23 protein-coding genes are annotated in these 25461 nt (G+C 62.1%); 14 read left to right on the forward strand and 9 right to left on the reverse strand.

From position 1 onward, the window contains the following. Positions 1-18: 18 nt before the first annotated feature. Positions 19-1062, reverse strand: coding sequence for a Bug family tripartite tricarboxylate transporter substrate binding protein (locus tag QEO92_RS29945; RefSeq protein ID WP_037145305.1), 1044 nt, complete (start codon positions 1060-1062; stop codon positions 19-21). Positions 1063-1300: 238 nt separating this feature from the next. Here QEO92_RS29945 and QEO92_RS29950 point away from each other — a divergent pair, with 238 nt between their 5' ends. Then, on the forward strand, positions 1301-1798 hold the full coding sequence (locus QEO92_RS29950; protein WP_227705715.1) for a TIGR02444 family protein: 498 nt from the start codon (positions 1301-1303) through the stop codon (positions 1796-1798). Between the two features lie 34 nt (positions 1799-1832). Here the strand turns inward: QEO92_RS29950 and QEO92_RS29955 are convergent, their stop codons facing one another. The 4 genes from QEO92_RS29955 to QEO92_RS29970 all read right to left on the reverse strand — a co-directional run bounded on the left by QEO92_RS29955 (position 1833) and on the right by QEO92_RS29970 (position 7303). Next, positions 1833-2417, reverse strand: coding sequence for a UbiX family flavin prenyltransferase (locus QEO92_RS29955; RefSeq protein ID WP_227705716.1), 585 nt, complete (start codon positions 2415-2417; stop codon positions 1833-1835). A 21-nt stretch (positions 2418-2438) separates the two neighbouring features. After that, the gene (locus QEO92_RS29960) at positions 2439-3122 is read right to left on the reverse strand and encodes a GntR family transcriptional regulator (protein ID WP_227705717.1); all 684 of its coding nucleotides are present in this window, start codon (positions 3120-3122) and stop codon (positions 2439-2441) included. A 128-nt stretch (positions 3123-3250) separates the two neighbouring features. Continuing rightward, positions 3251-5551, reverse strand: a complete 2301-nt coding sequence (locus QEO92_RS29965; RefSeq protein WP_227705718.1) for a xanthine dehydrogenase family protein molybdopterin-binding subunit — start codon at positions 5549-5551, stop codon at positions 3251-3253. Positions 5552-5653: 102 nt separating this feature from the next. Further along, positions 5654-7303 (reverse strand): UbiD family decarboxylase, encoded by a 1650-nt coding sequence (locus QEO92_RS29970; protein ID WP_227705719.1) that lies wholly within the window; start codon positions 7301-7303, stop codon positions 5654-5656. 259 nt (positions 7304-7562) lie between these two features. Here QEO92_RS29970 and QEO92_RS29975 point away from each other — a divergent pair, with 259 nt between their 5' ends. The 5 genes from QEO92_RS29975 to QEO92_RS29995 are packed head-to-tail and all read left to right on the forward strand — an operon-like array spanning position 7563 to position 12984. Next, positions 7563-9995 carry a xanthine dehydrogenase family protein molybdopterin-binding subunit gene (locus tag QEO92_RS29975; RefSeq protein ID WP_227705720.1) on the forward strand — a complete coding sequence of 811 codons (2433 nt, stop codon included), beginning with the start codon at positions 7563-7565 and terminating at the stop codon, positions 9993-9995. Between the two features lie 15 nt (positions 9996-10010). Continuing rightward, positions 10011-10946 carry an ABC transporter substrate-binding protein gene (locus QEO92_RS29980; RefSeq protein WP_227705721.1) on the forward strand — a complete coding sequence of 312 codons (936 nt, stop codon included), beginning with the start codon at positions 10011-10013 and terminating at the stop codon, positions 10944-10946. 21 nt (positions 10947-10967) lie between these two features. Continuing rightward, positions 10968-11636, forward strand: a complete 669-nt coding sequence (locus QEO92_RS29985; RefSeq protein ID WP_227705722.1) for an SRPBCC family protein — start codon at positions 10968-10970, stop codon at positions 11634-11636. Positions 11637-11658: 22 nt separating this feature from the next. Next, entirely contained in the window at positions 11659-12150 is a 492-nt protein-coding gene (locus QEO92_RS29990; RefSeq protein WP_227705723.1) for a (2Fe-2S)-binding protein, read from the forward strand. A gap of 18 nt (positions 12151-12168) precedes the next feature. Next, positions 12169-12984: an FAD binding domain-containing protein gene (locus tag QEO92_RS29995; RefSeq protein WP_227705724.1), complete on the forward strand. Its 816-nt coding sequence runs from the start codon at positions 12169-12171 to the stop codon at positions 12982-12984. 124 nt (positions 12985-13108) lie between these two features. On the opposite strand, the gene QEO92_RS30000 is transcribed toward QEO92_RS29995, so the two are convergent. Next, positions 13109-13606 (reverse strand): MarR family winged helix-turn-helix transcriptional regulator, encoded by a 498-nt coding sequence (locus QEO92_RS30000; RefSeq protein ID WP_227705725.1) that lies wholly within the window; start codon positions 13604-13606, stop codon positions 13109-13111. A gap of 74 nt (positions 13607-13680) precedes the next feature. Beyond that, complete coding sequence (locus QEO92_RS30005) at positions 13681-13926, reverse strand: hypothetical protein (RefSeq protein WP_052182566.1); 246 nt, start codon at positions 13924-13926, stop codon at positions 13681-13683. Between the two features lie 206 nt (positions 13927-14132). Here QEO92_RS30005 and ggt point away from each other — a divergent pair, with 206 nt between their 5' ends. The 4 genes from ggt to modC all read left to right on the forward strand — a co-directional run bounded on the left by ggt (position 14133) and on the right by modC (position 18514). Then, positions 14133-15725, forward strand: coding sequence for a gamma-glutamyltransferase (ggt, locus tag QEO92_RS30010; protein ID WP_227705726.1), 1593 nt, complete (start codon positions 14133-14135; stop codon positions 15723-15725). A gap of 167 nt (positions 15726-15892) precedes the next feature. Beyond that, positions 15893-16687, forward strand: coding sequence for a molybdate ABC transporter substrate-binding protein (gene modA, locus QEO92_RS30015; RefSeq protein ID WP_227705727.1), 795 nt, complete (start codon positions 15893-15895; stop codon positions 16685-16687). 58 nt (positions 16688-16745) lie between these two features. Next, the gene (gene modB, locus QEO92_RS30020) at positions 16746-17447 is read left to right on the forward strand and encodes a molybdate ABC transporter permease subunit (protein ID WP_227705728.1); all 702 of its coding nucleotides are present in this window, start codon (positions 16746-16748) and stop codon (positions 17445-17447) included. Next, complete coding sequence (gene modC, locus QEO92_RS30025) at positions 17444-18514, forward strand: molybdenum ABC transporter ATP-binding protein (protein WP_227705729.1); 1071 nt, start codon at positions 17444-17446, stop codon at positions 18512-18514. The genes modB and modC overlap by 4 nt, the downstream gene beginning before the upstream one ends. A 93-nt stretch (positions 18515-18607) precedes the next feature. Here modC and QEO92_RS30030 read toward each other — a convergent pair whose 3' ends face one another. Further along, positions 18608-20071 (reverse strand): sulfatase family protein, encoded by a 1464-nt coding sequence (locus QEO92_RS30030; protein ID WP_227705730.1) that lies wholly within the window; start codon positions 20069-20071, stop codon positions 18608-18610. 16 nt (positions 20072-20087) lie between these two features. Continuing rightward, positions 20088-21041 (reverse strand): dihydrodipicolinate synthase family protein, encoded by a 954-nt coding sequence (locus QEO92_RS30035; protein WP_227705731.1) that lies wholly within the window; start codon positions 21039-21041, stop codon positions 20088-20090. Between the two features lie 166 nt (positions 21042-21207). Here QEO92_RS30035 and QEO92_RS30040 point away from each other — a divergent pair, with 166 nt between their 5' ends. The 4 genes from QEO92_RS30040 to QEO92_RS30055 all read left to right on the forward strand — a co-directional run bounded on the left by QEO92_RS30040 (position 21208) and on the right by QEO92_RS30055 (position 25457). Continuing rightward, positions 21208-21936: a FadR/GntR family transcriptional regulator gene (locus QEO92_RS30040; protein ID WP_227705732.1), complete on the forward strand. Its 729-nt coding sequence runs from the start codon at positions 21208-21210 to the stop codon at positions 21934-21936. Positions 21937-21961: 25 nt separating this feature from the next. Further along, positions 21962-23548 (forward strand): ABC transporter substrate-binding protein, encoded by a 1587-nt coding sequence (locus QEO92_RS30045; RefSeq protein ID WP_227705733.1) that lies wholly within the window; start codon positions 21962-21964, stop codon positions 23546-23548. A 72-nt stretch (positions 23549-23620) separates the two neighbouring features. After that, positions 23621-24580, forward strand: coding sequence for an ABC transporter permease (locus QEO92_RS30050; protein WP_227705734.1), 960 nt, complete (start codon positions 23621-23623; stop codon positions 24578-24580). Then, the gene (locus QEO92_RS30055; RefSeq protein WP_227705735.1) at positions 24546-25457 is read left to right on the forward strand and encodes an ABC transporter permease; all 912 of its coding nucleotides are present in this window, start codon (positions 24546-24548) and stop codon (positions 25455-25457) included. Before QEO92_RS30050 ends, QEO92_RS30055 begins: the two co-directional genes overlap by 35 nt. Positions 25458-25461: the final 4 nt, after the last annotated feature.

Raw genomic sequence — 25461 nt, forward strand, 5'->3', positions numbered from 1 at the left:
CCGCGCGGCATATCGGGATCAGTTGTTGAAGCCGTCCGCGATCGCCTTCTGGAGCGTGGCGACAACGTCCGGCGGGGTCGTGATGATCTTCTCGACGACCGCATCCACATCCTTGCCGGCCATCGGCGCGATCGGGATCGAGCGAGCCTTTGCGTCAGCCAGGAAATCAGGATCCTTCATCAGTTCATCGAAGGCCTGGGAGAGCCCCGCGACGCGATCTTCCGGTGTACCGGGCGGGGTCATCAGGGCACGGCCGATATCGCCGCCCGCACCGAAGAATTCGATCGCCTGCTTCTTGGCCGGATCATTGGTGAGCTCGACGGCCGTTGGGGTGTTCGGAAGGTCTGTCAGGCGTTTTTCCGAGAACTGCACAACCGGAACGACATCGCCGGCAGCAAGCTGCTGGGCGTAATTGACCGACCAGTTGGCCCAGACGGTGGTCGTCAGATCGGCTTCGCCGCGAAATACGGCGAGCGCGCTGGCGGTCGCGCTGTCATAACCGCAGACCATATTGAACTTCGAGCCGATCAGTGACTTCAGCACGGCTCCGGTCTGGGCGCTCGATGTGGTGCGGCCGGAGCAGCTCACGTTGGCTTCGGTCTTCAGCGAGTCCTCGATCGATTTCACCGGCGAATCCTTTCGCGCCATCATGACCGAGGTGACGTCGGCAACGCGACCGATGAAACGCATCTTCGAAACATCCCAGCGGCTCTTCTTCGGATCGAGGACCTGATCCTGCGCCAGCGATTCCGGCAGGAGCGCAACCATGGTGCCGTCCTTCGGTGCTTTGGTATAGAAGTGCGCGGCCGCAAGCGAGCCGCCGCCGCCCGGCATGCCCTGGACGATCACGGTCGGATTGCCGGGAATGTGCTTGCCGAAATGCTGAGCGAGCAATTGGGCGTAAAGATCGTAGGAACCGCCGGGCGGATGGCCGATCAGGATCGTGACGGTCTTGCCGCTGTAGAAGTCGGAAACGGCATCGGCTTGAGCCGAGACTGCGCCGAAAATGGTGGCACAGGCCGTGGCTGCAGCGATGGTCAACAGGCGGATCGATTTGAGCATTGAGACTCCCTCCCTTGGACCGGCCCTCCCGGCACGGCCAGTTTATGGTCAGATACTATGATGATACTACTGTATGACAAAGAATCGGGCGACGCAACAGGGAAAGCGAGTGATGTTTCGCATTCTTAACAAATGCCCTCACGCCGGTTCGCCTTGGAGTTCCTTATTTTCCATCGAAACCTTGCCGCTTTCGGGGCCGGGCTGTTAAGCGGATACGGGCCGGAAAGGGAAGGGCGAAATGACTGACGATCGAATGGGACTGTGGGATTTCGCTCTACGTCTCTATGCCTCACCGGGCGTGGGCGATGCCTGTCTGACCTTGCACGACGAAAGCGGCGTCGATGTGCCGATGCTTCTCTTTTCGGCCTGGCTTGCAAAGCATTCCGCTGCGTTGACGGATGCGGAGCTTGAGCGCATCGACAAACGTGTCGCGGATTGGCGAAACGAGGTGGTGAGGCCACTGCGTGCCATCCGCCGTCGATTGAAGGGTGGGCCGCATCCTGCGCCGACGAAGGAAACCGACGCATTGCGCAACGAGGTGAAGAGCGTCGAGCTTGGTTCGGAAAAGATCGAACTGGCGGTGCTTGAGGCCGAAGGAGAGGCGCTGATTGCTGCAGGCTCGGGTGACGCCAGCGGAAACCTCGCACGCGTGCTGTGGCATTTCCGAGGGTCGGAACCTGACGCGAAGGCGACCGAGGCGCTTGGAATTGTCGAAAAGGCGCTGGCCGGCCTCTAAGCCGGCATCCGTAACCTGATGGCCATCCGGGACATCAATGTTGGCCCGGTGAGCCGGGGCCATCCTTCCAGCGCTTGACCATCGGCAGGTGGATGTCGAAGAGGTCGAGCGCACGACCAACGGTCTGGGTCACCATCTCATCGATAGAGGCCGGCTTGGAATAGAAGGCCGGTACCGGCGGCATGACGATCGCGCCATTCCGCGTCGCTTGGTCCATCAGCGCGATATGACCGGCATGCAGCGGCGTTTCGCGGAAGAGCAGCACGACACGGCGGCGTTCCTTGAGACAGACGTCCGCGGCGCGGACGATCAGTTCGTCATTGTAGCAATTGGCAATGCCGCTCAGCGTCTTCACCGAGCAGGGCGCGATCAGCATGCCGGCCGTGCGGAACGAGCCGGAGGAGACCGCCGCGCCGATGTCCTTGTAGTTATAGAGTACGTCGGCGAGCCCCTTGATCTCGTCTGCACTCATGTCGATCTCGTCGGTCGCCGTACGGAAGGCGGACGGCGAGATCACCGCATGGGTTTCGATATCCTCGACTTGTCTCAGCAGTTGAAGCGCCCGGACGCCATAAATGACCCCGGAGGCTCCAGTAATGGCAACGATGATACGGCGCATGGTGTTTATCCTAAACGGTTATCACGCCCCGTCGGCAGTCCGGAAAGCGGAGATCGCCGAATTGGCCACATGCTTTTCGGCAGCAGCCTTGGCGGCGGCCTTGTCGCGCTTGACGATCGCTGCGACGATGGTGTCGATCTCGCTGATGCTCTGGCTCTGGCGCTCCGGGCGCACCACCGAGCGGCGGCGCAGCGGCGAGGTCATCAGGGTCAGCTTCTTCAGCAGATCGAAGGCGATCGGATTGCGGGCACCGGTGCAGATGCGGTCGTAAAAATCGCGCTTGGCGGCGACGATCTCCTCAGCGTTACTGCCTCTGTAGGCTCTCTTCAGTACCTCGCTATGCGCTTTCAATGCCTGGACCTCGTCATCCGGCGCGTTTTCGATGAACTGTTCCACGATCAGCGGCTCCAGCACGCCGCGGATGCGGTAGATGTTTTCCGCATCCGAGCGGGTGACGGCGGCAACAGTGAGACCCCGGTTGTTGAGGTCGGTAAGAATGCCCTCGGCCTGGAGCTGGCGCAGCGCCTCACGGAGCGAAGTGCGGCTGACATTGAGCCTCTCGCAGAGATCCTTCTCCACGAGACGGGTACCCGGCTCCAGTGCACCGGTTTCGATCGCCCGCCGCAGGGAATTCATGATCTTGTTCCGCAGGGGGGCGGGCTCGTGAACGAGCGGGTTGAGAGGCTCTGCAAGCGGATTTGCCATATGTCTCCTCGAAGGCGGCGGTGTTCAAACCAATGTGATCACATGTCTGTCATACAAACAAACTCGCGCGCCGTCACCTCTCCGTCAAGTCGATATTTCCAACAAGATATATCGGGGCATGGCGCTGATTAATCCATATGTTGCATTTGCAGGCAGCGCCAGACCCGCTCGGGTGTTGCGGGCATATCGATATGCCTGACACCCAGCGGATGGAGCGCATCGGCGACGGCGCTGATCACTGCCGAGAGAGCGCCGACCGTACCCGCTTCGCCGGCGCCTTTGACGCCCAACGGATTCTGCTGAGTCGGAACCGAAAACCCGGCAATCTCCACGCCCGCCATGTCGCTGGCATGCGGCATGGCATAATCCATGAAGGTGGCAGACAGAAGCTGGCCAGAATTAGGGTCGTAGACGGCGTTCTCCATCAGAGCCTGGCCGAGCCCCTGCGCGACACCGCCGGTGATCTGGCCCTTGACCAGCAGCGGATTGACCATGCGCCCGACATCGTCGACGACGGTATAGCTGGTCAGCTGGACCTGTCCGGTGACCGGATCGATTTCCACTTCGCAGATATGGCAGCCGTTCGGGAAGGTGGCGCCTGTGTTGCTGACGAAGTTCTCCGCCGAAAGAGGCGCTGATTCGCCGGCTATCACCTCGGCGAAGGAAATCGTTCGGTCGGTGCCGGCGATACGGTATTGCCCGCTTTCGAAGAGGATATCCGCCTTGGCCGCCTCCAGTTGCTCGGCCGCCTGATCCCTCAGCTTTTCGATGATCGTGTCGGCCGCGGTCCAGATAGCGCCGCCGGCCGCGGCCAGCGTGCGCGAGCCGAACGTGCCGGTACCTTGCGGCACCTCATGGGTGTCGCCGGTGACGATTTCCATATCTTGCGTATCAAGTCCCAGCCGGTCGGCGATGACCTGCCGGAAGGCCGTACCATGGCCCTGGCCGCTGTCCATTGAACCAATATGGATGCGAACCTTGCCGCTCGGCGCGATTTCCACGCGGGCGAATTCCGGATTGGGCTTGGCGGCCGGGCCACCGGCGATCTCGATCGGATTGGCAATGCCGATGCCGCGCAGTTTTCCGCGCGCCTTGGCTTCCACCCGACGCGCTTCGAAGCCGCTCCAGTCGGCCATTTCGAGCGCCTTGTCGAGCACGCCGGGGAAGTCGCCCGAATCATAAGTGAAGATGAAGCCGCTCGAATATGGCATGGCTTCCTTCGGCACGAGGTTGCGGCGGCGCAGTTCCGCCCGGTCGATGCCCATCTCGTAGGCCGCAAGATCGATCATCCGCTCGATGATATAGGTCGCTTCCGGCCGGCCGGCTCCACGATAAGGCGCCGTCTGCTGGGTATTGGTGAAGACACCGTCGATCCTGGCATAGATCTTCGGCGTGCGGTAGACGCCGGCAAGGCCGCCGATATTGGCGACCGGTGGATGTACCGTCGCCGGCCCCAGATAGGCGCCGAGATTGGCACGCACATGCACATCGAGGCCTAAGAATTTTCCGTCGGCGTCGAGAGCCAGCGCAGCATCGGCCCACATGTCGCGGGCGTGCGCGTCGGACTGGAAGGATTCAAGCCGGTCGGCTGCCCAGCGAATCGTGCGGCCGGTCCGTTTTGCCGCCCAGAGGAGCGCCGGATATTCGGGATAACCGGCATTCTTCATGCCGAACGAACCGCCGCAATCGGACGCGACCACATGCACTTTGTCCGAGGAGACGCCGAGAATCGGTGCAACGTCGCCGGAAATGCGATGCGGCGCCTGCGTGCCGAGTTCGAGCCTGTAAAGACCGGCGGCATCGTCGTAAGAGGCGATTGCACCGCGCGTCTCGATTGGCGCGGCGGTGACGCGGGAAATTCTCAACCGCTGGCGGACCACGGTATGGGCGGAAGCGATGGCAGCGCTCACGCCCGCCTTGTCGCCTGTTTCGAAGGTGAAGCAGCGATTGTCGGGGAATTCATCCCAGACGAGCGGCGCGTCCGGGGAGACGGCTTCCAGCGGGTCGATTACCACTGACCGCTCTTCTATTTCGACCGTCACGGCTTCGGCGGCGGCAAGTGCTGCTTCCTTCGTCTCGGCGACGACCATGGCAATGGGGTCGCCGACGTAACGGACGGCACCGACGGCGAGCGGATAGAAGACCGGCACCCGCATTTCGCCGCCATCGGGGCCGGGATGCTTGCCCCGCGGCTGGATCGGCTGAAGGCCGGCCGCCTTCAGGTCCGCGCCGGTGAAGATACCGAGAACCTCAGGCATGTCGATCGCTGCTTCCGTATCGATCGAGACGATCCGGCCGGACGCGGCCTGCGACCTGACGAAGACGGCCATTGCCTCGCCCTTGGCCGCGAGGTCGTTCATATAGCGCCCGCGTCCGGTAATCAGCGCGTCATCCTCGAACCGCAATTGCGACTGGCCGATCTTCAACATGACTCCTCCCGAAAACGGAAATGCTTTGACTATCGATGGACGGATTCTCGAAAACGATAGCGGCCCGGACGACGTCTGAACCATCCGCGCCGCCGCGTTTCGTCAGCCCTTCTTGTCGGCCTTCGGGTTTTCGACGTCGCGGGCGGGCGTCTCCGGCTTCATGCCGCCCTTGCGGCGGGCGAGCGTGTTCTCGCCGGTCTTGCGCCAGTCCCCGGCGACCGCATCGTCGGCAAACCGGGTCCAGAGGTCGCTCCAGTCGCCCAGCGAATAGCCGTGCCATGGCGGCTGCGGTGTGAGGCGAGGAAGCTGCAGGTCTTCCCAGATCTGTCGCGCCTTGACCATGTAGGGCTCGGCTGGAAGGGCGAGCGGAGGCATTGGCGCCTTCAGCGTCGCATCGATCAGCATCGTACCCTCGGCGCTCTTCGAGCCGGATTTCGGCCCATGACCGCCGGAGCGGTAGGGCGTGATATGCACGTCGTCGATCATGTTGGCGCGATAGGCGAGCGACCAGAAGACGGCGTCCGCGTTGCGGCTGTCGATATCGTCGGAAACCGCGATGACGATCTTGCCGCATTGCGCCTGCAGCGTCGCCGCCCCCTGGAGGCCGCGCCAGATCTCCGATTGCGGCGCCGAGCGGTCGAATTCCAGGAAGATGACCTTGCGGATATTGGTGAGCGGCTCGTGCATCACGACGCGCCTGATGCCCTTGACGTTCAGCACCTTCTTCAGGTGGTTGAGGAAGAGCGGTTCGTAGGCGACGCGCTTCAGGACGCTCGATTCGCTCGGTGTCACCTGGGAGACGATCGAGACGAGGACCGGCTTCTTCTTGCGGGTGATCGCCGTCACCTGCATCGACATGTTGAAGTCCTCGAGTGCCACATGGCCGTGGCTTTCGCCGAACGGACCCTCCGGCTCCAGGAGCACGGGATCGATCAGGCCTTCGATGACGATTTCCGCATCGGCCGGCACTTCGAGGTCGATCGTCTTGCACTTGACGATGCGGATCGGCTCGCCGATCAGGCCGCCGGCAACGCCCAGTTCGTCCTGGTCGATCGGCAGTTTCTGCGGGCCGGTGAAGAGCACGGCCGGCGCGCAGCCGATGACGATGGCGCAGGGCATCGGCTTGCCCATCTTCTGGTATTTCAGCCAGTGCTGGTAGCCGCCGGCACCGGAGAGGCGGCTTGCCATGCGCACCCCGAGCCGGTCTTCCGCCTTCAGCGCCGCACGATAGGTGCCCATGTTTCGGATGCCGTTTTCCGGGTCGCGGGTGACGCAGAGGGTGGCGGTGAAATAGGGAGCGCTGTCGAAGCCGGGCGTGGAGATCGGTACGGGCAGGGAGCCGAGGCCTTTGCCCTCCCGCTTCAATTCGTCGCCGGTGACGACGACTTCCTGACAAGGCGCTTCCGTGACCATGACCGGATCGATGGGATGCTCCATGGCGTTGACCCAGACATCGCCGATCTCGTCTTCAGATACGCCGAGGCCTGCCGCATAGATCGCCGGCGAAGCGGCCAGCACGCCGACGGCGACGGGAATGTCATACTTCTCGCCCTTGGCGCCCTTCACGTCCGTAAACAGGAATCCGCGGCGCTGCTCGTCCGGCAGGCCGCCCTGAAACTGCCAGCGGGCAAGCGGATGCAGTTCGCTGTCCTTGTCGATCGGCACCTGGATCCTAGTGAGGAGGCTGAGGGCCTCCAGCCGCTGCAGGTGTTCCTGCAGGTCGAGGGGCGCCTTGCGCGCGAAAGTCGTCATTTAAGTTTCACTCCCAAACCTGCGCCTGGCACCCCTCCCAAGGAGAGCGGAAAGCAGGCGTCATTCCTTAACTGAAGGCATCGAGCCGGATGAGGCAATCACCCTCAGGTCGAAAGGGGTGATCTTTTCGATTGCATTATACTGCCATATTGTCATACATTAATACGAAGAGCAACAGCATCTCGCAGAGCGGGGTGAGAGCTCGGAGACATGTCGGCGGAAGGGAGAAACCGTCGTGATTTCAAAGAGAAGAGGTTTCATGAACAGGCCGTTCAAGACCGCCGCGTCCGAAATGATCGTGCATCCGCTGAAGCAGCCGAAGCCGGATTCGGCAAAGCTTTCGCCCGAAATGAAGCTGGTGCAGGAGGCGCTGTTCAAGCATGTCGGCAAGCCGATTCCCCGCAAGGAAGACGGCCGCCTGATCACCGGCAAGGGCCGCTTCTCCGACGACTTCTCGCTGCCCGGACAGACCTATGCGGCGATCGTGCGCTCGCCCTATCCGCATGCCCGCATCCTCGGCATCGACAAGACGGAAGCTTTGGCGAGCGAGGGCGTGCTTCTGGTCCTGACCGGCGAGGACATCCTTGCCGACGATATCAAGCCGATCCCCCACAATCCCATTCCGTCCACCAATTTCGACATGAAGCTCAGGGCAAAGGACGGCAGCGCGGCATTTACCGGACCGCATTACCTTCTTCCTGCGGACAAGGCCCGGTTTGTCGGTGAGGCCGTGGCGATCGTCGTGGCGGAGACCGCCGCCCAGGCCGCCGACGGTGCCGAAAAGGTTCTCATCGACTGGGAAGAACTGCCCTATGTCACCGATACCGCCAAGGCCGCCGAGCCGGCCGCCCCGACCATCTGGGACGAGGTGCCGGACAATGTCTTCATCGACACGACCTTCGGTGATATCGAAGGCACGAACGCCGCCTTTGCGGAGGCCGACCATGTCGTAAAGGCGGAATTCCATATCCACCGCGTCACCGGCGTCACCATGGAGCCGCGTTCCTCGCTCGGCTCCTACGATCCGGAGACGAAGCGTTACACGCTTTATGCCGGCAGCGGCGGCGCCGTGCGGCAGAAGAACGAGCTTTCCAAGGTGCTCGGTATCGAGCCGAAGGACCTGCGCGTGCTTTCCTTCGACGTCGGCGGCAATTTCGGCACTCGCAACCGCGTCTATGTGGAATTCGGCCTGGTTCTCTGGGCGTCCGCCAGGATCGGCCGGCCGGTGAAATATACTGCGACCCGTTCGGAATCCTTCCTCACCGATTATCAGGGCCGCGACCTCGTGACCAAGGTGGAGCTGGCCATCCGCAAGGACGGCAAGTTTCTCGCCATGCGCGCCGACAACCTTTCGAATGTCGGTGGTCGGGCCGTGTCGCTGTCGCCGCTCAGCAAGGGCTCGGGCCTCATTACCGGTTCCTACGACATTCCCTATGCGACCTTGCGTGCCCGCGCCGTCTTCTCCAACACGATGTGCACCCAGGCCTATCGCAGCTCCGGCCGGCCGGAAGTGACCTTCGCGATCGAACGCCTGGTAGAGCTTGCCGCAGACCAGCTCGGTTTCGACAAGCTGGAGCTGCGCCGCAAGAACCTCATCCCGCCGTCCGCCATGCCCTATACCAATGCGGTCGGCTCGGTTTACGACAGCGGCGAATACGAGAAGAACATGGACCGCGCGCTCGAGCTCTCCGACTGGGCGTCGTTCGACGCACGCAAGGTGGAAGCCGCCAGGCGCGGCAAGCTGCTCGGTCGCGGTTTCGCCAACTATGTCGAATCCTCGATCGGCACGCCGAAGGAGCGCGCCGAGATCGAGATCAAGGACGACGGCACCATCGAAGTCATCATCGGCACCCAGCCGAGCGGCCAGGGCCATGAGACGAGCTTTGCCCAGGTCGTGGCGGACATGATCCAGGTTCCGGTCGAAAAGGTGTGGATCGTGCTTGGCGATACCGATATCGTCAGCGTCGGCGGCGGCTCGCATTCCGGCCGCTCCATGCGCCATGCCGGCACTGTCATGGCCATGGCTTCCGCCGATCTTCTGGCGGAAGGAAGGAAGCGCGCCGCCGATCTGCTCGGCTCGACGCCCGACTGGATCGATTTCGAAGGCGGCGTCTTCAAGCTCCGCAACTCTAACCAGACGATCGACATTTTCGATCTCGGCCGCCGCACGCGCGCCTCCCATGGCAAGCTGCGCGTCGTCAAGGACAACGAAATGCACACCCCGGTCTTCCCGAACGGTGCCGCTGTCTGCGAGGTCGAGATCGACCGCGACACCGGCCATGTGCAGATCGTCCGTTATACGACGATCGACGATGTCGGCCGCTGCATCAACCCGCTGATCGTCCACGGCCAGACCCATGGCGGCATTGCCCAGGGCGTCGGCCAGGCCATGTGGGAACTCTGTGCGATCGATCCCAACAGCGGGCAACCGCTCGCCGGCTCGTTCATGGACTACGGCCTGCCTCGCTCCGACACCATGCCGAGCTTCAAATGCGAAATTGCCGAAGTGATTTCGCCGACCAATCCGCTCGGCATCAAGGCGGGCGGCGAGGGTGGCACCACGCCGGCGCTCGCGACTGTCGTCAACGCCGTGGTCGATGCGCTTTCGGAATTCGGCGTCAAGGACATCCAGATGCCCGTCACGCCGGCCAATGTCTGGCGCGCCATGAACAGCGGACGCAAGGCGTCCTGAGGAGGAATTTATCTTATGAGTGATTTGAAGACCGTCCGCGTCATCGCATTCCCGGGCGCACCGAACCTGCCGACCTTCGCGGCGATCGAACAGGGCTTCTTTGTGGAAGAAGGCCTGAATGTCGAAATCTCGCTGACCCCGAGCTCGGTCGCCCAGGCGGAGAAGACTGCCGCCGGCGAGTTCGACATCGTCTTCACCGCCTTCGACAATGTCGTCGCCTATGGTGAAGGCCAGGGTGCGACGACGGAGGGTGTCAATCCGGACTATGTCGTGCTGATCGGGGCCACACAGCTGGAGCTCGCGATTGTCACCGCGCCCGAGGTCAAGACCTACGAGGATCTCAAGGGACGCTCGATCGCGCTCGATGCGCTGACCACCGGCTTTGCCTTCGTGCTCTTCGAGATGATGGCCCGCAGCGGCCTTGGCCGCGACGACGTCACCTTCGCCGCCGTCGGCGCCACCCCGCAGCGCTGGCAGTCGGTCAAGGCCGGCGAACATGCCGCGACGCTGACGATCGAGCCCTTCACCAGCATCGCCAGACGTTCCGGCTTCAACGTGCTCGACGTCTCCTCGAACCATTTCGACAGCTACCAGGGCGGTGTGATCGCCGCCCGCCGCGCCTATGCCGCCGAAAATCCGGAACCGGTGAAAGCTCTCATTCGTGCCTATCTGAAGGGGCTTGAATGGACGCTTAACCCAGCCAACCGTGAAGCCGGTGCCGCCCTGCTGCAGGCCAAGATGCCGGATATCCAGCCGGCGGCGGTCCCTTCGATCATGGCAAGTCTGCTTTCGCCGCGCTCCGGTCTCACTCCGGGCGCAAAGATCCTGCCCGAAGGCATGAAGGCCGTCCTGGACCTTCGCTCCCGCTACGGATCGGGAAACACACCGCTGACCGATATTTCCAAATATCTTGACCTCTCGTTCTACGAATCGGTCACAGGCAGCAAATGACGGACAGGGAGGAGTGAACCTATGGATCTCAAGGGCGAATATCGCATCGCCGCGCCGCGCGAGCACGTCTGGGCGCTGATCAACGATCCGGCTGTGCTGAAGGCCTGCATTCCCGGCTGCGAAAGCCTGGAGGGCACGCCGGAGACCGGTTTTGCGGCCCGCGTTACCACGAAGATCGGCCCGGTGAAGGCGACGTTCGCCGGCGAGGTGACGCTGTCGAACGTGACAGCGCCGGAAAGCCTGACGATCTCCGGTGAGGGCAAGGGCGGGGTCGCCGGCTTCGCCAAGGGCGGCGCCGATGTGCATCTCACCGAAGATGGTGCCGATACCGTGCTCACCTATCTCGCCAAGGCGCAGGTGGGCGGCAAGCTCGCCCAGCTCGGATCGAGGCTCATTGATTCCACGGCAAAAAAACTCGCCGACGAGTTCTTCGAAAAGCTTGCAGCACGCGCCGTCATGGTTGATCATGCAACCGATGCCGGTGTAGCGGAGGCTATCGCGACGGCGGCTGTTGCCGCGCCTGTCATGTCAGCTGCAGCACCGGCACCCATCCCACCTGCGGCTCCCGAAGCTGCCGGACCGGTTGTTGCACCCGCAGCGCCGGCCGGGCAGCGTGCGAGCCGTTTGCCCTATATTATCGCCGGCGTCGTTGCTGTCGCCGTCATCGTTGTCGCGGCGCTTGCCGCCTGAGTCTTTTTGAGAGGAGGGGCTCATGTCCCGCATCACCATTACCGTCAACGGCAAGCCGGAGACACGAGAGGTCGAGGACCGCACGCTGCTCGTGCAGTTCATCCGCGAGCATCTGGGGCTGACCGGCACCCATGTCGGCTGCGACACCACCCAGTGCGGTGCTTGCACGATCCATCTCGACGGAAAGGCCGTGAAGAGCTGTACGGTTCTGGCCGTCGCCGCCGATGGTTCGGAAGTGATGACCATTGAAGGTCTTGCCGAAGGCGGCAAGCTGCATCTGGTGCAGCAGGCCTTCCACGAACATCACGGCCTGCAGTGCGGCTATTGCACGCCCGGCATGATCATGGCCTCGGTCGACATGATCCGCCGCCATGACGGCATGCTCGACGAACACACCGTCCGCCACGAGCTGGAAGGCAATCTCTGCCGCTGCACCGGCTACCACAACATCGTCAAGGCGGTGCTGGACGCGGCGGAAAAACATCGCGCGGCGCATGCCGTCGCGGCCGAATAATCGGGAGGGGACAAGGCCATGTACGCAACGACCTACCACAAGCCGAAGACGCTTTCCGAAGCCATCGACCTCTACGAGAATTCCGAAGAGCCGTCCTACCTCTCCGGCGGCCATACGCTGATCCCGACGCTGAAGAGCCGGCTTGCCGCGCCGCAGCACCTGATCGACGTGCGCGCCATTCCCGAACTTTCCGGCATCGAAGTGACGGCCGACAAGGTCATCATCGGCTCGGCCACCAAGCATGCGGTCGTCGCCGCCTCGAAGGAGGTCAAGGCGGCCATTCCGGCACTGGCCGGCCTTGCCGGCTCGATCGGAGACGTGCAGGTGCGCCATATGGGTACGATCGGCGGTTCGACCGCCAATAACGACCCGGCCGCCGACTATCCTTCGGCCGTGCTGTCGCTCGACGCGATCGTCCACACCGACCGCCGCGCCATCCCGGCCGCCGACTATTTCCAGGGCCTCTACACGACGGTGCTGGAGCCCGGCGAAATCCTCGTCCGCGTCGAGTTCAAGATTCCGGAAATCGCCGGCTATGCGAAATTTCGCAATCCGGCCTCGCGCTATTCGATGGCGGCCGCCTTCGTATCCAAGCACCGGGACGGGCATGTCCGCGTGGCGATCACGGGTGCCGGCAACGAAGGCGTGTTCCGCTGGACTGAGGCCGAAGAGAGGCTCAACGAGAGCCTCACAGTCGAAGCATTGGACGGCCTGACCATCGATCCGTCGCAGATGATGGGCGACATGCATGCCCCGGCCGATTATCGCGCCCATCTGGTGGCGGTGATGACCCGCCGCGCGGTGCAGAACCTCGGCGGCACGCATATTCTCTGAAGCAGATCTCTCAAGATCGCACAGGCTGGCGAGGGAGACTTCGCCGGCCTTTTCAATTCAAACGATGCGGATTCCAATCTGTGGCGCCGGTCCGGAGGGAACGCGCACATATCGGGCACAGTCGTCAAAAATCTCGCTCTGCCCCAAGCGCGGCGGCAACCCGGCCGAGTACAGCGATAAGCACAGCCTTGTCCTCGCCTGCAATCTCATCAAGGCGGCGGTCATGAGCCTTGGCGATGATATGCAGCCGCTCTTGCATTTGCCGGCCTTCCTCCGTCAGCCGGACGTTGTAGCTGCGCTGGTCCTCCGGATTTCCGCGCCGTTCGATCAATCCCCGCGTCACCAGTCCCTTAAGGCTCGACGTCAGCGTAGACCGGTCGCGCCCGCAGATTCGGCTGAGTTCCGACGGCGTCATGCTTTCCTTCTCCGCAAGCACCGTCAACAGCGAATACCAGCCGGGCTTCAGGTCCGCTTTCCCGGCCGCCCTGGCAAAGGCCTGGAAAGACGCCTCCTGGGCCACGCGCAGGTGGTAACCAATGAGATTCTGGAAAATGGCAGGAATGAGATCCTTGTTCTCTGCCGGCATCTCCCCGACCTGCCGTTCCGATGATTTCACCGACATTGTCCGTCCTCCGTCACCGAAATCTATCAGGAACCAGGGGCACAGCAAGCTCGCGGATATCGAAACCGGGCGGATCAGGGTCTGCCGATGGCCAGCGCTTTCCGTTTGCGGCGAATGGACATCCATATGGCGAAGAAGATCACCATCAGCACGATCCAGAGAAACGGGAAGACCAGGAACACCGCCGTATAGGCACAGGCACCTTCGAAACAGGAGCCGGTCATTTCGAAAGCAGCCATCAGAATGGCGGCGATGCCCGCAACCGCACCCGTGCCGAGAATGCCCACGAGGGCGATGAGCCCATTGACCACATATTTCATTACCCCGTCTCCCTTTATTCGCAGAATGGCAGGTAGGGGACGGGCGTCAAGTCGGCCGTGGTCGGCAAAATTAGCGGGTTGCTGCGGAATATCAGCCATCTCAAAACGACAACCAGGGCCTTGATGACTGGCCTTCGGCGTGGTCTCTTGAGTGGATAACAAGCCGTGACAGGGCATTCGCCCGCTTTTCCAACGATGAGAGCGCCATGAGAGACTTCGAATTACCCGGCCGTTCGCTGGCCGTCGGCCGCAATGCCATGGCGGCAACTTCCCAGCCGCTGGCAACACTGGCGGCAATCGACATCCTGCGCAGCGGTGGCAACGCGATCGATGCGGCGGTTGCCGCCTGCGCCGTGCAATGCGTGGTGGAAGCCGGCTCGACCGGTATCGGAGGCGATTGTTTCGCGCTTCTCTCGCTCGGCGGAACGGACAAGATCATCGCCTATAACGGTTCCGGCCGCGCACCGGCCGCCGCGACCGTCGAGCACCTCCGCTCGCTCGGCATTACCAGCCTCACCCGCACCTCACCGCACACGATCACCGTGCCCGGTGCCGTGGATGCCTGGACACGGCTCGTCGCCGACCACGGACGCATGAAGATGGCCGACATCCTTTCGCCGGCGATCAAACTTGCCCGCGACGGTTATGCGCTGCCGCCGCGCTCGGCGTATGACCTCGCCGCGCAGGAAGAGATGCTGAAGGGAGACCCGACTGCAAGCCGCACTTTCCTCGTCGATGGCAAGGCCCCGCCCGCCGGCTCGATCCGATATCAGCGGGAACTCGCCGATACGCTGGAGGCGATTGGGCGGGAGGGCCGGGATGCCTTCTATCGGGGTCCGATTGCCGAGGATCTGGTTCGCTACCTGAACAGCATCGGCGGACTTCACACGCTCGAAGATTTCGCCACTGCGAAAGGCGAATATGTCACGCCGATCAAGACGACCTTCCGCGGTCACGAAATCCATGAGTGCCCGCCGAATGGGCAGGGCATCATCGCGCTGATGATCCTCAAGATCCTTTCGCATTTCCCCGGCAAAGGCGACCCGCTCTCTCCCGAACGGCTGCATATCGAGGTCGAGGCGACCCGGCTGGCCTATGCCGCCCGCAACCGCTTCCTCGCCGACCCGGCCAAGGTGGACGTGCCGGTCGACTATCTGCTTTCAGATGCGCTCGCCAAGGAACTGGCCGGCATGATCGATCCCACTAAGGCGATAACGGACTTGCCGAAGTTCGACGAAGTGCCGCACCGGGATACGATCTACCTTTCGGTGGTCGATAGCGATCGCAACGTGGTCAGCTTCATCAACTCGATCTTCTTCGTCTACGGCAGCGGCCGCATGGACCCGAACCACGGCGTCATGTTCCACAACCGGGGCTTCAGCTTCTCGCTCGATCCCAACCATCCGAACGCAGTCGCTCCCGGCAAGCGGCCGATGCATACGATCATCCCCGGCATGGTGACGAAGAATGGACGTGCCGTGATGCCCTTCGGCGTCATGGGTGGCCAATACCAGGCGATGGGCCATGCGCATTTCCTCTCCAAAGTCTTCGATTACGGCATGGACCTGCAGAGTGCGATCGACCTGCCGCGCCTCTTCCCGCTGCCCGGCACCAACCAGGTCGAGATGGAACATCGGCTGCGCGATACGATCGGCCGGGACTTCGAACGGCGGGGTTTTCAGGTCAAGGCGCCGGAATCGCCGATGGGTGGCGCTCAGGCGATCTGGATCGACTGGGAAACCGGCGTATTGCGGGGCGGTTCCGACCCCCGCAAGGATGGCATGGCGCTCGGCATCTGACCTCTCGCCCGAACGTTTCAACGCCGCTGCGACGCAATCCGTTGCGGCGGGCGATTGCTGTTCAACACATCCCGCCGACCAAGATATTTCATGGAATATAACGCTGGCCAAAACTTCATCCCCGATATATTCAGGAAGATATCTCGTTGAGGATTGGAGAGGGAACCATGACCATTAGCCGTCGCTCCTTGATCAGGATCGCCATTGCTTCGGCGACCGCCGCCTTCCTGTCGCTGGCCGGCCTTGCCACGCCCGCCGTTGCACAGGAAAAGGTGACCGTCTTTGCTGCCGCCAGCATGAAGAACGCGCTCGACAACGCCAACAAGGCCTGGAGCGCCAAGGGGGGCAGGGCGGTGGCCGTCTCCTACGCGGCAAGTTCGGCGCTTGCCAAGCAGATCGAAAGCGGCGCGCCGGCTGACATCTTCATCTCGGCTGACCTCGACTGGATGAAATACGTTGCCGACAAAAAACTCGTGAAGGAAGAGACCCGCTCCAACTTCCTCGCCAACCGGATCGTGCTGATCACCGCGAAGGACAAGGCCGCACCGGTCGATATCAAGCCGGGCCTCGACCTTGCCGGTCTGCTGAAGGGCGGCAGGCTCGCCATGGGCGAGCCGAGTTCCGTTCCGGCCGGCAAATACGGCAAGGCCGCGCTCGAAAAACTCGGCATATGGGCCTCGGTCGAAAAGAGCGTCGCCGGGGCCGAGAGCGTGCGCGCCGCACTCGCCCTCGTATCGCGCGGCGAGGCGCCATACGGCATCGTTTACCAGACGGATGCGACAGCCGATCCGGGTGTCGCAGTGGTCGGCACGTTTCAGGAAGACACCCATCCGCCGATCATCTACCCGATCGCCATTCTTTCGGAATCCAGGTCTTCGGATGCCGCCGCCTACCTCGAATACCTGAAGTCGGAAAAAGCTGCGCCTTTCTTCGAGAAGGAAGGCTTTACGGTTCTGAAGTAAGTCGGGTTAAGGTGGCTCGCGCTCCCTTGCGGGAGCCGCCTTCCTTTGGGGGTAGCGTTTGGACTGGCTGGTATTGAGCGACGAGGAATGGACGGCCGTCAGGCTCAGCCTGTGGGTGTCCAGCGTGGCGATGGTCGTCAGCCTTCCCTTCGGCATTCTCATCGCCCATCTGCTTGCCCGCGGGAAATTCTGGGGCAAGTCGATCCTGAACGGGGTCGTGCACCTGCCGCTCATCCTGCCGCCGGTCGTCACCGGCTTCATCCTGCTCATCGTGTTCGGCCGGCGCGGCGTCATCGGCGCTTTTCTTGACGAATATCTCGGCATCGTCTTTTCCTTCCGCTGGACGGGTGCGGCGCTTGCCTGCGGCGTCATGGGCTTTCCGCTGATGGTGCGCTCGATCCGACTGTCGATCGAAGCGGTCGACCACAAGCTCGAAGAAGCGGCCGGTACGCTCGGCGCCAGTCCTGCCTGGGTGTTCCTCACCGTAACGCTGCCGCTCATCCTGCCCGGCATCATCGCCGGCATGATCCTCGCCTTTGCCAAGGCCATGGGCGAGTTCGGCGCGACTATCACCTTCGTTTCCAACATTCCGGGCGAGACGCAGACGCTGTCGGCGGCGATCTATACCTTCACCCAGGTGCCGGGCGGTGATCTCGGCGCCATGCGGCTCACATTGGTCGCGATCGTCATCTCCTTTGCCGCGCTGCTCGCCTCCGAGCTCATGGCCTATCTGATCGGCAGGAGGGTCGACATCGAATGACCCTTGTCGTTGAGGCACAGCAGAAACTCGGCGGATTCACGCTTGATGCCGGTTTTACATCGGAAGGCGGCGTGACGGCGCTGTTCGGCCGTTCAGGCTCGGGAAAGACCTCGCTGATCAGGGTGATCGCTGGGCTCCTGCGGCCGGACCGCGGCCGGCTGATAATCGACAACGAGGTGCTGCTCGATACGGAAAACCGCATCTTCGTGCCGAAGCACAGGCGACGCTTCGGCTATGTCTTCCAGGAAGGCCGGCTTTTTCCGCATCTCACCGTCCGCCAGAACCTCGTCTACGGCCGCTGGTTTGCATCGAAGGCTGCGCGGGGGGAGGACTTCGACCACATCGTCGACCTCCTCGGGATCGGCGCGCTGCTCGACCGGCGGCCGGGCAAGCTGTCGGGCGGCGAAAAGCAGCGCGTCGCGATCGGCCGGGCGCTTCTGTCGGCGCCGCGCCTGCTCCTGATGGACGAGCCGCTCGCAGCCCTCGACGAGGAGCGCAAGGCGGAAATCCTGCCCTATCTCGAACGGCTGCGCGATGAGACCACGACGCCGATCGTCTATGTCAGCCATTCCGTGGCTGAGGTGGCGCGGCTTGCCGACCGGGTGGTCATGATGCGAGACGGCAAGGTCGAAGCGGTCGGCACTCCGTCGGATATCCTTGGCGGCTCATCCTTGCCGTCATCCGACCGCCGTGAAGCGGGTGCGGTTCTCTCCGGCACCGTGCAGTCGGTCGACACGGAACATCGTCTGGCAAACATTCGGCTTTCCACGTCGCATCTGATGGTACCGAATGCCCATGTTGAAGCCGGACGTACAGTCAGGGTGCATATTCCCGAACGCGACGTGATGGTGGCGATAAGACGGCCCGAGGGCCTGAGCGCTCTCAACATCCTCGATGGCCATGTCGCTTCGATGGAGCCGGACGGCGAGGGCATGGTCCGCATCCGCATCCGCTGCGGCGAGGATATGCTTCTCGCCCGCATCACCGCGCTCTCCGCGGAGCGCCTCGACCTCAAGCCTGGAAAGTCGGTCTTCGCTGTCATCAAGACGGTGGCACTGGAGCGCTAGCGCTATCGTTCCTTCCGCCGCTGGGCACGCTCGCCTGCACGCTTGCGGCGCACTGGCTCTCCAGCCACTGAAGCATGTTACGGATTGTCGATCTTATTTGATTCTGTTTTGCAGCCGCTGCGCTGCATTGGGGATGGAGGACGTTGCTCGCGGTGCTGCCATCATCGCTTCATTCTGCAGAAACGAGGCGATGTCGCCCAGCAGCTTGAGTTCAACTTCCGCATGGACGGGATTGCCTGAAAGATTGACGGTCTCCTGTGGATCGGTTTCAAGATCGAACAGTTCCCGCTGGTTTAAGCCGCCACTGGCATAGAACGTGAGCTTAAAGCGTTGGTCTCTCGCCATGGTCGCGTGCATCGGCGGGTTCCAGAAACTACCGCTGTCGTTCACGCCGGAATTGCGGTAGGCGCAGATCGCACTGCTGCGCCAGGCTGCATTCCGCAATGCCATGGCCACCAGATCCTCGCTCTCAAGGCAGGATCGCGTATCGAGGCCTGCCGCTGCGAGACATGTGGCCGCCACGTCGCGGCCTTGCGCGAGCGCGGTGCATCGGGTGCCGGCAGTGAGGTGGCCGGGCCAACGCAGCATGAGCGGCACTCCGGTGGTAGGCTCGTAGAGTGCAACGCCCTTGATGAAAAGCCCGTGATCGCCAAGCTGGTCGCCGTGGTCGGATAGGAAGATGACCAACGTGTCTTGGGCAAGGCCTGCGTCGTCCAATGCCGTCAAAACACGGCCGACCTGCACATCGAGGAAGGCAATGGAGGCGGCATAACCAAGACGGATCTTGCGTATCTCCTCCGGAGAGAAGTCTGCGAAACGTCCGAGATAGGAACCCTGCTGTTCCCGACGAACACATTCGGGTTGCGTCGTACGCGAAACGACGGGGTCCGGAATCTTCGCGGCATCGATGCAATTCCTGAATGCGAGGGGGTAATCCTCATAGGGATCATGCGGGTCGAACAGGCTCATTAGACAGAAGAAGGGCTGCTCTTCCTCCTTCATCGACTGGACAAAGGATATGGTTCGGTCAGCCGCCCATTTGCTCATGTGCAGGGCTTCGGGGTGATGAAGTTCCTTCCGGCCGTTACTCCGAAGGGCGGCGAGGAAGTCGGGCGCCGTCTCGCGAAGCCAGGCCGCATAACCGTTGAAAGGGCTCTGAATCGAGACAGACGGTTCCAGACACCATTCGTAAATATCGAAACCGTCATGCGGATGCCGTTGATGTTCTTCCTGGACACGGCTGCTGACATGCAGCTTGCCGAAAAGCGCAGTCCGATAGCCGGCCTCCTGTCGAAGCCGTTTGGTGAACAGCACCTCGTCCGGCGGCAGGTTGTCATGCACCCGCTGCACCGCGTGGCCCGGCACGGGTTTGCCGGTGAAGATGCTGGCCCGTGAAGGCGTGCAGATCGGATTGTCGACCGTGCAGTGCTCGAATACCGCTCCAGCTTCGCCCAGTCGGTCGAAGTGAGGTGTCGGAATCCAGTCGCAGCCGTAGATGCCGAGCGTGTCTCGGCGCTGCTGGTCGGTCATGATCATCAGAATGTTGGGCGGTGTCACGGTACTTACCTCAGGATCACAGCATGATTTCCGGAAGGGCGGCTTTGGCTTTTTCCCGCAGCTCGGGAACAACCGCGGGATCGATCCAGCGATACGGCCGGCGCAGCCGGGTGCCGACATCCGCCCATCCCCCGATCGCGGCCAGCAGCTTGTCCAGTGCTGCGTTGGAATAGCCATGCATCCCTGCGAAGGGCGCTATATGGTCCTCCAGGAAGGCGCGCAGCCGCCGCTCTATATTGAGCGCCTGATTGAGGCCGTCGGCCATGGACGAGGTCCATTGCTGTGCGCCGGATGGGCTAAGGCAGGCAACGTTCGAGAAAGCTCCGACCGCAACACCCTGTTCGACGCCTGTCGCGAGGTGATGCCCGGGGACATAGATTCCCCATGTATCGAGATGTCGGCGGGCCTGTTCGTACCACGAGGAATCCCCGTCTCCAAGTTTCACACCGATTACCTGTGGGACCGGTTTGAGAAGGGTGGCCAGTTCGGCGGGGGCAAAGACGCGCTTGGCATGCGGCGGCTGATAGAGAACCAGCGGCACCGAGCCGGCAGCCTCGGCGGCCATCGTCAGGAAATCGGAAGCTTCCACTGTCGTCACGGGCCACCAGTCCGGAAGGATTACCTGAATTGCCTCCGGTCTCATGTCTGCTGCACGGCGTACGCGTTCCAGGGATATCCGGGAATCGGGCTGGCAGGCGCCGATCACGAAGGGCATTCCCGCATCGCTGCAGCGATCAGCCAGCAGTTGTTGGATTTGGTCGAACTCCGCCTCCGTCTGATTGTGGAATTCACCGGCGGTGCCGTTGGAGTAAATGCCGTCCACTTTGGCGGCAATCAGTCGGTCGATTTCACAGGCAAGACGCGCGAAATCGATCGAGTCGTCCTCATTGATCGGCAGCAATAGCGTCGCCCAGTTTCCTCGAATACGACCCCAGCCGCCATCTCGCCGTTCGAATTTTGTGAGTGCCACACCCGCCTCCCTGTTTCGGCATGCACCTGAGGCCGCTCCCCAATCTGCGCCACCGCCGGCGGCAAGCCGGCCTTCTCTGCCAATTCCATTTATAGACTTGCAAGATATCCTACAAGTCGATATACCTCAACCATATTGGAAAGCCGGATCGCTAAAGGAGTCCTTCTTGGCCAAGCCGATAAAGCCGCTGGAGCGCCCGCCACTTCTGCATGTCAGCGTGCAGGAAAGCCTGCGCAGCTATATCGAGGACAACAATCTGACGGCTGGCGCGGCTCTGCCGCCGGAAACCTTCCTGGCGCAACAACTGGGCGTCGGGCGCAACTCCGTGCGCGAGGCAATCAAGGCGCTGGAATCGGTCGGTATCCTTGAGACGCGGCGCGGCATTGGCGTTTTTGTCAAGGAATTCTCGTTTGCGCCGCTGCTGGATAATCTCGCCTACGGGCTACAGGCGTCGTTGCGCGATGTGGAGGAGCTGCTGGAAATCCGCCGCGTGCTGGAAACCGGCCTCATCGACAAGACCATACAGATGATCCGTGAGGACGACGTCGCCGAGCTTCGGCGTCTTACTGACCGCATGCGCCAGCGTGCCGAACGTGGCGAGAGTTTCGCCGAAGAGGATCAGCAATTCCATCAGCTCCTGTTCCGCTGCCAGAACAACAAGATGCTGAGCACGCTGATCGATATCTTCTGGTCCGCTTTCTACAAGGCCTCGGGCTTTGCGAACCTGGCAAGCCCTACGCCTCTGGCGACCTGGCGCGATCACCATGAGATCGTCGAAGCCATTGCGGCAAGGGATATCGGGGCCGCCCGGAAGCGCCTGAGCGACCACTATTCAGGGATCGGGAGAGTCATTGCGAAGAACCGGCCAGAGGAGGTCGAGCCGGTTCCGCAATAAACGAAATACACAAGAGGAGGAGAACATGAATCGACGGAATTTCGGCCGCCTTCTGGCGGCGGGAGCCTTGCTTTTTTCAACGATTACCGCAGTGATGCCTGTGCCGGCCATGGCACAAGCGGGCAAGACCATTGTCGGTGGTTTCGACGTGGGGCCGGGCGGCTTCCAGGGCAATTTCAACCCGCTGACCGCCACCGCTGGCTTTACATGGCTGAACACCTATTTCGAGCCGCTGGTCATCTATACGTCGGACTTGTCGAAGCTTACCGGCGCACTGGCTTCGGAATTCGCCGTCGGCCAGGACAACCTGACCTACACGTTCAAGCTCGTCGATACGAAATGGCATGACGGCAAGCCTTTCACCTCGGCCGACGTCAAGTTCACTCTCGAACTCGCCAGGAACGCCGAGAGCGGCAGCATCTTTGCGGCGCGGCTTGCCGGTATTGCCTCGGTCGAGACCCCGGATGAACGCACGGCGGTCGTCAAGCTCAGCAAGCCGAACTCGGCGTTTCTGTCCGTACTGTCGCAGGTCATGATACTGCCGCAACACACGCTATCGTCAGTGCCTCTCAAGGAAGTCGCCAAGAGCCAATGGTGGTCGACCCAGCCGGTTGGAACGGGTCCGTTCAAATTCGTGAAATACGTCAGCGATCAATATGTCGAAATGGCCGCCTATGAGGGTTACCGGGGAGGCAAGCCGAAGGCGGATCGCCTGATCAACCGCTATTTCGCCAATCCTGCCGCGGCTGTCGCGGCGCTGAGAGCGGGGGAGATCCAGTTCACCTTCGCCGAACCGGATGATGCAAATACCTTCAGCGGCAACGACAGTTTTCGGGTCATCGAAGGCGATTCCTATGTGGTCAACTATATCGGTTTCAATCACCGGGCCAAAATCTGGGATGACCTTCGCGTGCGGCAGGCTGTCATGTATGCCATCGACCGGAATGCGATCGTCTCCAGCCTTTTCGGCGGTGCAGCCAAGCTCGCCAATTGCGGCTATGTCGCGCCGCAGCTCCTTCCGAAGGACCTGACCGGCTATGCCTACGATCCCCAGAAGGCAAAGGACCTGCTGGCGGAAGCGGGCTGGGACAAGATCAACGGCGACAAGTCGATTCCGTGGCTGACCTATTACAATACACCGCAGGTCGCCAATGTCATGGCTGCGGTCCAGGCCATGCTGGCGCAGGTCGGCATCAATGTCGTCCCGCGGGCGCTCGATGTCCCGAGCTATAACGGCATCGTGCGCAGCGAAAAGTGGCAGGACTTTCCGATGATTTATGCCGGGCTGCAGAACGGGCCCAATCCGGCATCGCTCAATATCGGGTTGAACGCCGCCCAGATACCTCCATCGGGCAACAATATCATGCGCGTCGAAATGCCTGCGCTTACCGAGGCCTTGGACACGGCAATGGCGGAAACCGATCCGGCAAAAGCGGACGTCAAGTGGCAGCAGGTCTGCAAGGAAATGAATGCCGGGCTTCCCTGGGGGCCGATGTGGGTTGCGAGCCGCTATGGGGTCGCGTCGAGCAACCTCAAGGACTTCTTCTGGACGCCCGCTCCCGCCGGTGGTCCGTTCATCTCCCATCCGGAGAAGTGGGATATCGCTCCGTGATGAGCCTGTGAACCCAGATGCGGACGGCGTTCAAAACCCGTCCGCATCTCCTGCGGATCCTGTTGGTGAAACATGCTGCAATACATTCTCCGCCGTACTGCTGTCGGCCTGTTGATGCTGCTGGCCTTGACGGTTCTCATCTTCACATTGCTGCGGCTCACTCCCGGTGACCCGATCGATGCGTATGTCAATCCGTCGGTCCCCATGTCGGCATCCGATCTCCAGATACTTCGTACGCGCCTCGGCCTCGACCAGCCCTTGCCGGTGCAGTATTTCGCCTGGCTCGGGGCGGCTTTGACGGGCGATTTCGGCTATTCCATACAGTACAACGGCCAAGCGGTGCTGCCGCTCGTCCTCAGCCGTATCGGCCCGACGATCCTTCTGATGTTCAGCGGGCTCGCGATCGCGGTCATCGTCGGAATCGCAACCGGCATCTTTGCTGCGGTCCGGCGCAACAAACTGGCTGACCTCTCGCTCTCGACGGCGGCCTTCGTCGGAATTTCGAGTCCGGCCTTCCTGACTGCCCTGCTCGGGCTCTACGTATTTGCGGTGGTCCTGCGGTGGGTGCCGGCCGGCGGCATGCTGACGCCTGGCGCGCCTTTCTCGGTCGGCGATCTGCTTGCCCATCTCATCCTGCCCGCCACCCTGCTGTCGATCGGTCATGGCGCGCTGATCATGCGATACATGCGCTCTTCCCTGCTCGAAGTGCTGTCGCAGGATTATGTGCGCACGGCTCGCGCCAAGGGCGTCCGCGAATTCTGGGTCATCGTCAAGCATGCGGTCCGCAATGCACTTCTGCCGGTGATCACGCTGATCGGATCGACGATCGGCATCGCCATCGGCGGCGCGATCTTCATCGAAAGCGTGTTCGACTGGCCGGGCATGGGCCTCCTGATGATCAACGCCGTGGTCCGGCGCGACTATCCCGTGATCATGTGCGCGACACTTCTCACCGGAGCCTGCGTCATTCTCGTCAACCTGCTGACCGACATCGCCTATGCCGCTGTCGATCCGCGCATCAAGGTGGCATGAGATGGCGAGCTTGACACATACCCGCTCGGCAGGTCCCATCCGACGCGCCCTGTCCCGGTTTTTTGAGAACGGTGCGGCCGTCGCAGGCCTGGTCATCCTCGTTCCGATCCTTCTGCTCACGCTCACCTATGATTTCTGGTGGCCCTACAAGCCCAATGACATCGATCTCTTGGCGATGAACCGGGGGCCGTCATCGGCACACTGGCTCGGAAGTGACGGCGTGGGCCGGGATATCATGGCGCGGCTGCTGCAGGGCGGGCGGACCTCGCTGCTGGTCGCGACCGTCTCGATGGTGATCTCCACCTTCATCGGCTTTTTCATAGGGGCCTTGGCCGGCTTTGCAGGGCGTTTCGTCGACGGCGCCACGATGCGGTTCGTGGACCTCGCCATGACCTTGCCGCCGGTCATTTTCCTGCTGGTGCTCGCCTCGATCGTGGGCAGCGGCATTGTCCCGACGATCTTAGTGATCTCGCTGCTATCCTGGCCGGTCCTTTCGCGCATGGTACGGGCCCGGCTGCTGGAATTGCGCGAGCGCGACTTCGTCGTGGCGTCGCGCGGCATGGGCGCCGGCCTCTGGCATCTGCTGATCCGCCATGGTCTGCCCAATACGATCGATATCCTCGTCGTTTATGCCACTTTGCAGGTGGCGAGCGGGATCCTGCTGGAGGCGGGCCTTTCCTTCCTTGGCCTCGGCGTCACGCCTCCGGAAGCGAGTTGGGGCAACATGCTGAACGCCGCCCGCGCCACGCACGTACTCGAAAATTATCCGTGGCAATGGATGTTTCCCGGCGGAGCGCTCGTCGTGACCGTTCTCGCCATCAACTTCGTGGGCGACGGGCTTCGGGATGCCTTCGACCCGCGCTCCGAACTCAAGTGAAAGG

The sequence above is a fragment of the Neorhizobium petrolearium genome, from assembly GCF_029854435.1.
GTDB classification, from domain to species: Bacteria; Pseudomonadota; Alphaproteobacteria; order Rhizobiales; family Rhizobiaceae; genus Neorhizobium; species Neorhizobium petrolearium.

What these genes read in the sequence shown, in the direction of transcription:
- QEO92_RS29945 (WP_037145305.1), bottom strand. Translation starts at nt 1,062, where the DNA reads ATGCTCAAATCGATCCGCCTGTTGACCATCGCTGCAGCCACGGCCTGT.
- QEO92_RS29950 (WP_227705715.1), top strand. Translation starts at nt 1,301, where the DNA reads ATGACTGACGATCGAATGGGACTGTGGGATTTCGCTCTACGTCTCTAT.
- QEO92_RS29955 (WP_227705716.1), bottom strand. Translation starts at nt 2,417, where the DNA reads ATGCGCCGTATCATCGTTGCCATTACTGGAGCCTCCGGGGTCATTTAT.
- QEO92_RS29960 (WP_227705717.1), bottom strand. Translation starts at nt 3,122, where the DNA reads ATGGCAAATCCGCTTGCAGAGCCTCTCAACCCGCTCGTTCACGAGCCC.
- QEO92_RS29965 (WP_227705718.1), bottom strand. Translation starts at nt 5,551, where the DNA reads ATGTTGAAGATCGGCCAGTCGCAATTGCGGTTCGAGGATGACGCGCTG.
- QEO92_RS29970 (WP_227705719.1), bottom strand. Translation starts at nt 7,303, where the DNA reads ATGACGACTTTCGCGCGCAAGGCGCCCCTCGACCTGCAGGAACACCTG.
- QEO92_RS29975 (WP_227705720.1), top strand. Translation starts at nt 7,563, where the DNA reads ATGAACAGGCCGTTCAAGACCGCCGCGTCCGAAATGATCGTGCATCCG.
- QEO92_RS29980 (WP_227705721.1), top strand. Translation starts at nt 10,011, where the DNA reads ATGAGTGATTTGAAGACCGTCCGCGTCATCGCATTCCCGGGCGCACCG.
- QEO92_RS29985 (WP_227705722.1), top strand. Translation starts at nt 10,968, where the DNA reads ATGGATCTCAAGGGCGAATATCGCATCGCCGCGCCGCGCGAGCACGTC.
- QEO92_RS29990 (WP_227705723.1), top strand. Translation starts at nt 11,659, where the DNA reads ATGTCCCGCATCACCATTACCGTCAACGGCAAGCCGGAGACACGAGAG.
- QEO92_RS29995 (WP_227705724.1), top strand. Translation starts at nt 12,169, where the DNA reads ATGTACGCAACGACCTACCACAAGCCGAAGACGCTTTCCGAAGCCATC.
- QEO92_RS30000 (WP_227705725.1), bottom strand. Translation starts at nt 13,606, where the DNA reads ATGTCGGTGAAATCATCGGAACGGCAGGTCGGGGAGATGCCGGCAGAG.
- QEO92_RS30005 (WP_052182566.1), bottom strand. Translation starts at nt 13,926, where the DNA reads ATGAAATATGTGGTCAATGGGCTCATCGCCCTCGTGGGCATTCTCGGC.
- ggt (WP_227705726.1), top strand. Translation starts at nt 14,133, where the DNA reads ATGAGAGACTTCGAATTACCCGGCCGTTCGCTGGCCGTCGGCCGCAAT.
- modA (WP_227705727.1), top strand. Translation starts at nt 15,893, where the DNA reads ATGACCATTAGCCGTCGCTCCTTGATCAGGATCGCCATTGCTTCGGCG.
- modC (WP_227705729.1), top strand. Translation starts at nt 17,444, where the DNA reads ATGACCCTTGTCGTTGAGGCACAGCAGAAACTCGGCGGATTCACGCTT.
- QEO92_RS30045 (WP_227705733.1), top strand. Translation starts at nt 21,962, where the DNA reads ATGAATCGACGGAATTTCGGCCGCCTTCTGGCGGCGGGAGCCTTGCTT.
- QEO92_RS30050 (WP_227705734.1), top strand. Translation starts at nt 23,621, where the DNA reads ATGCTGCAATACATTCTCCGCCGTACTGCTGTCGGCCTGTTGATGCTG.
- QEO92_RS30055 (WP_227705735.1), top strand. Translation starts at nt 24,546, where the DNA reads ATGCCGCTGTCGATCCGCGCATCAAGGTGGCATGAGATGGCGAGCTTG.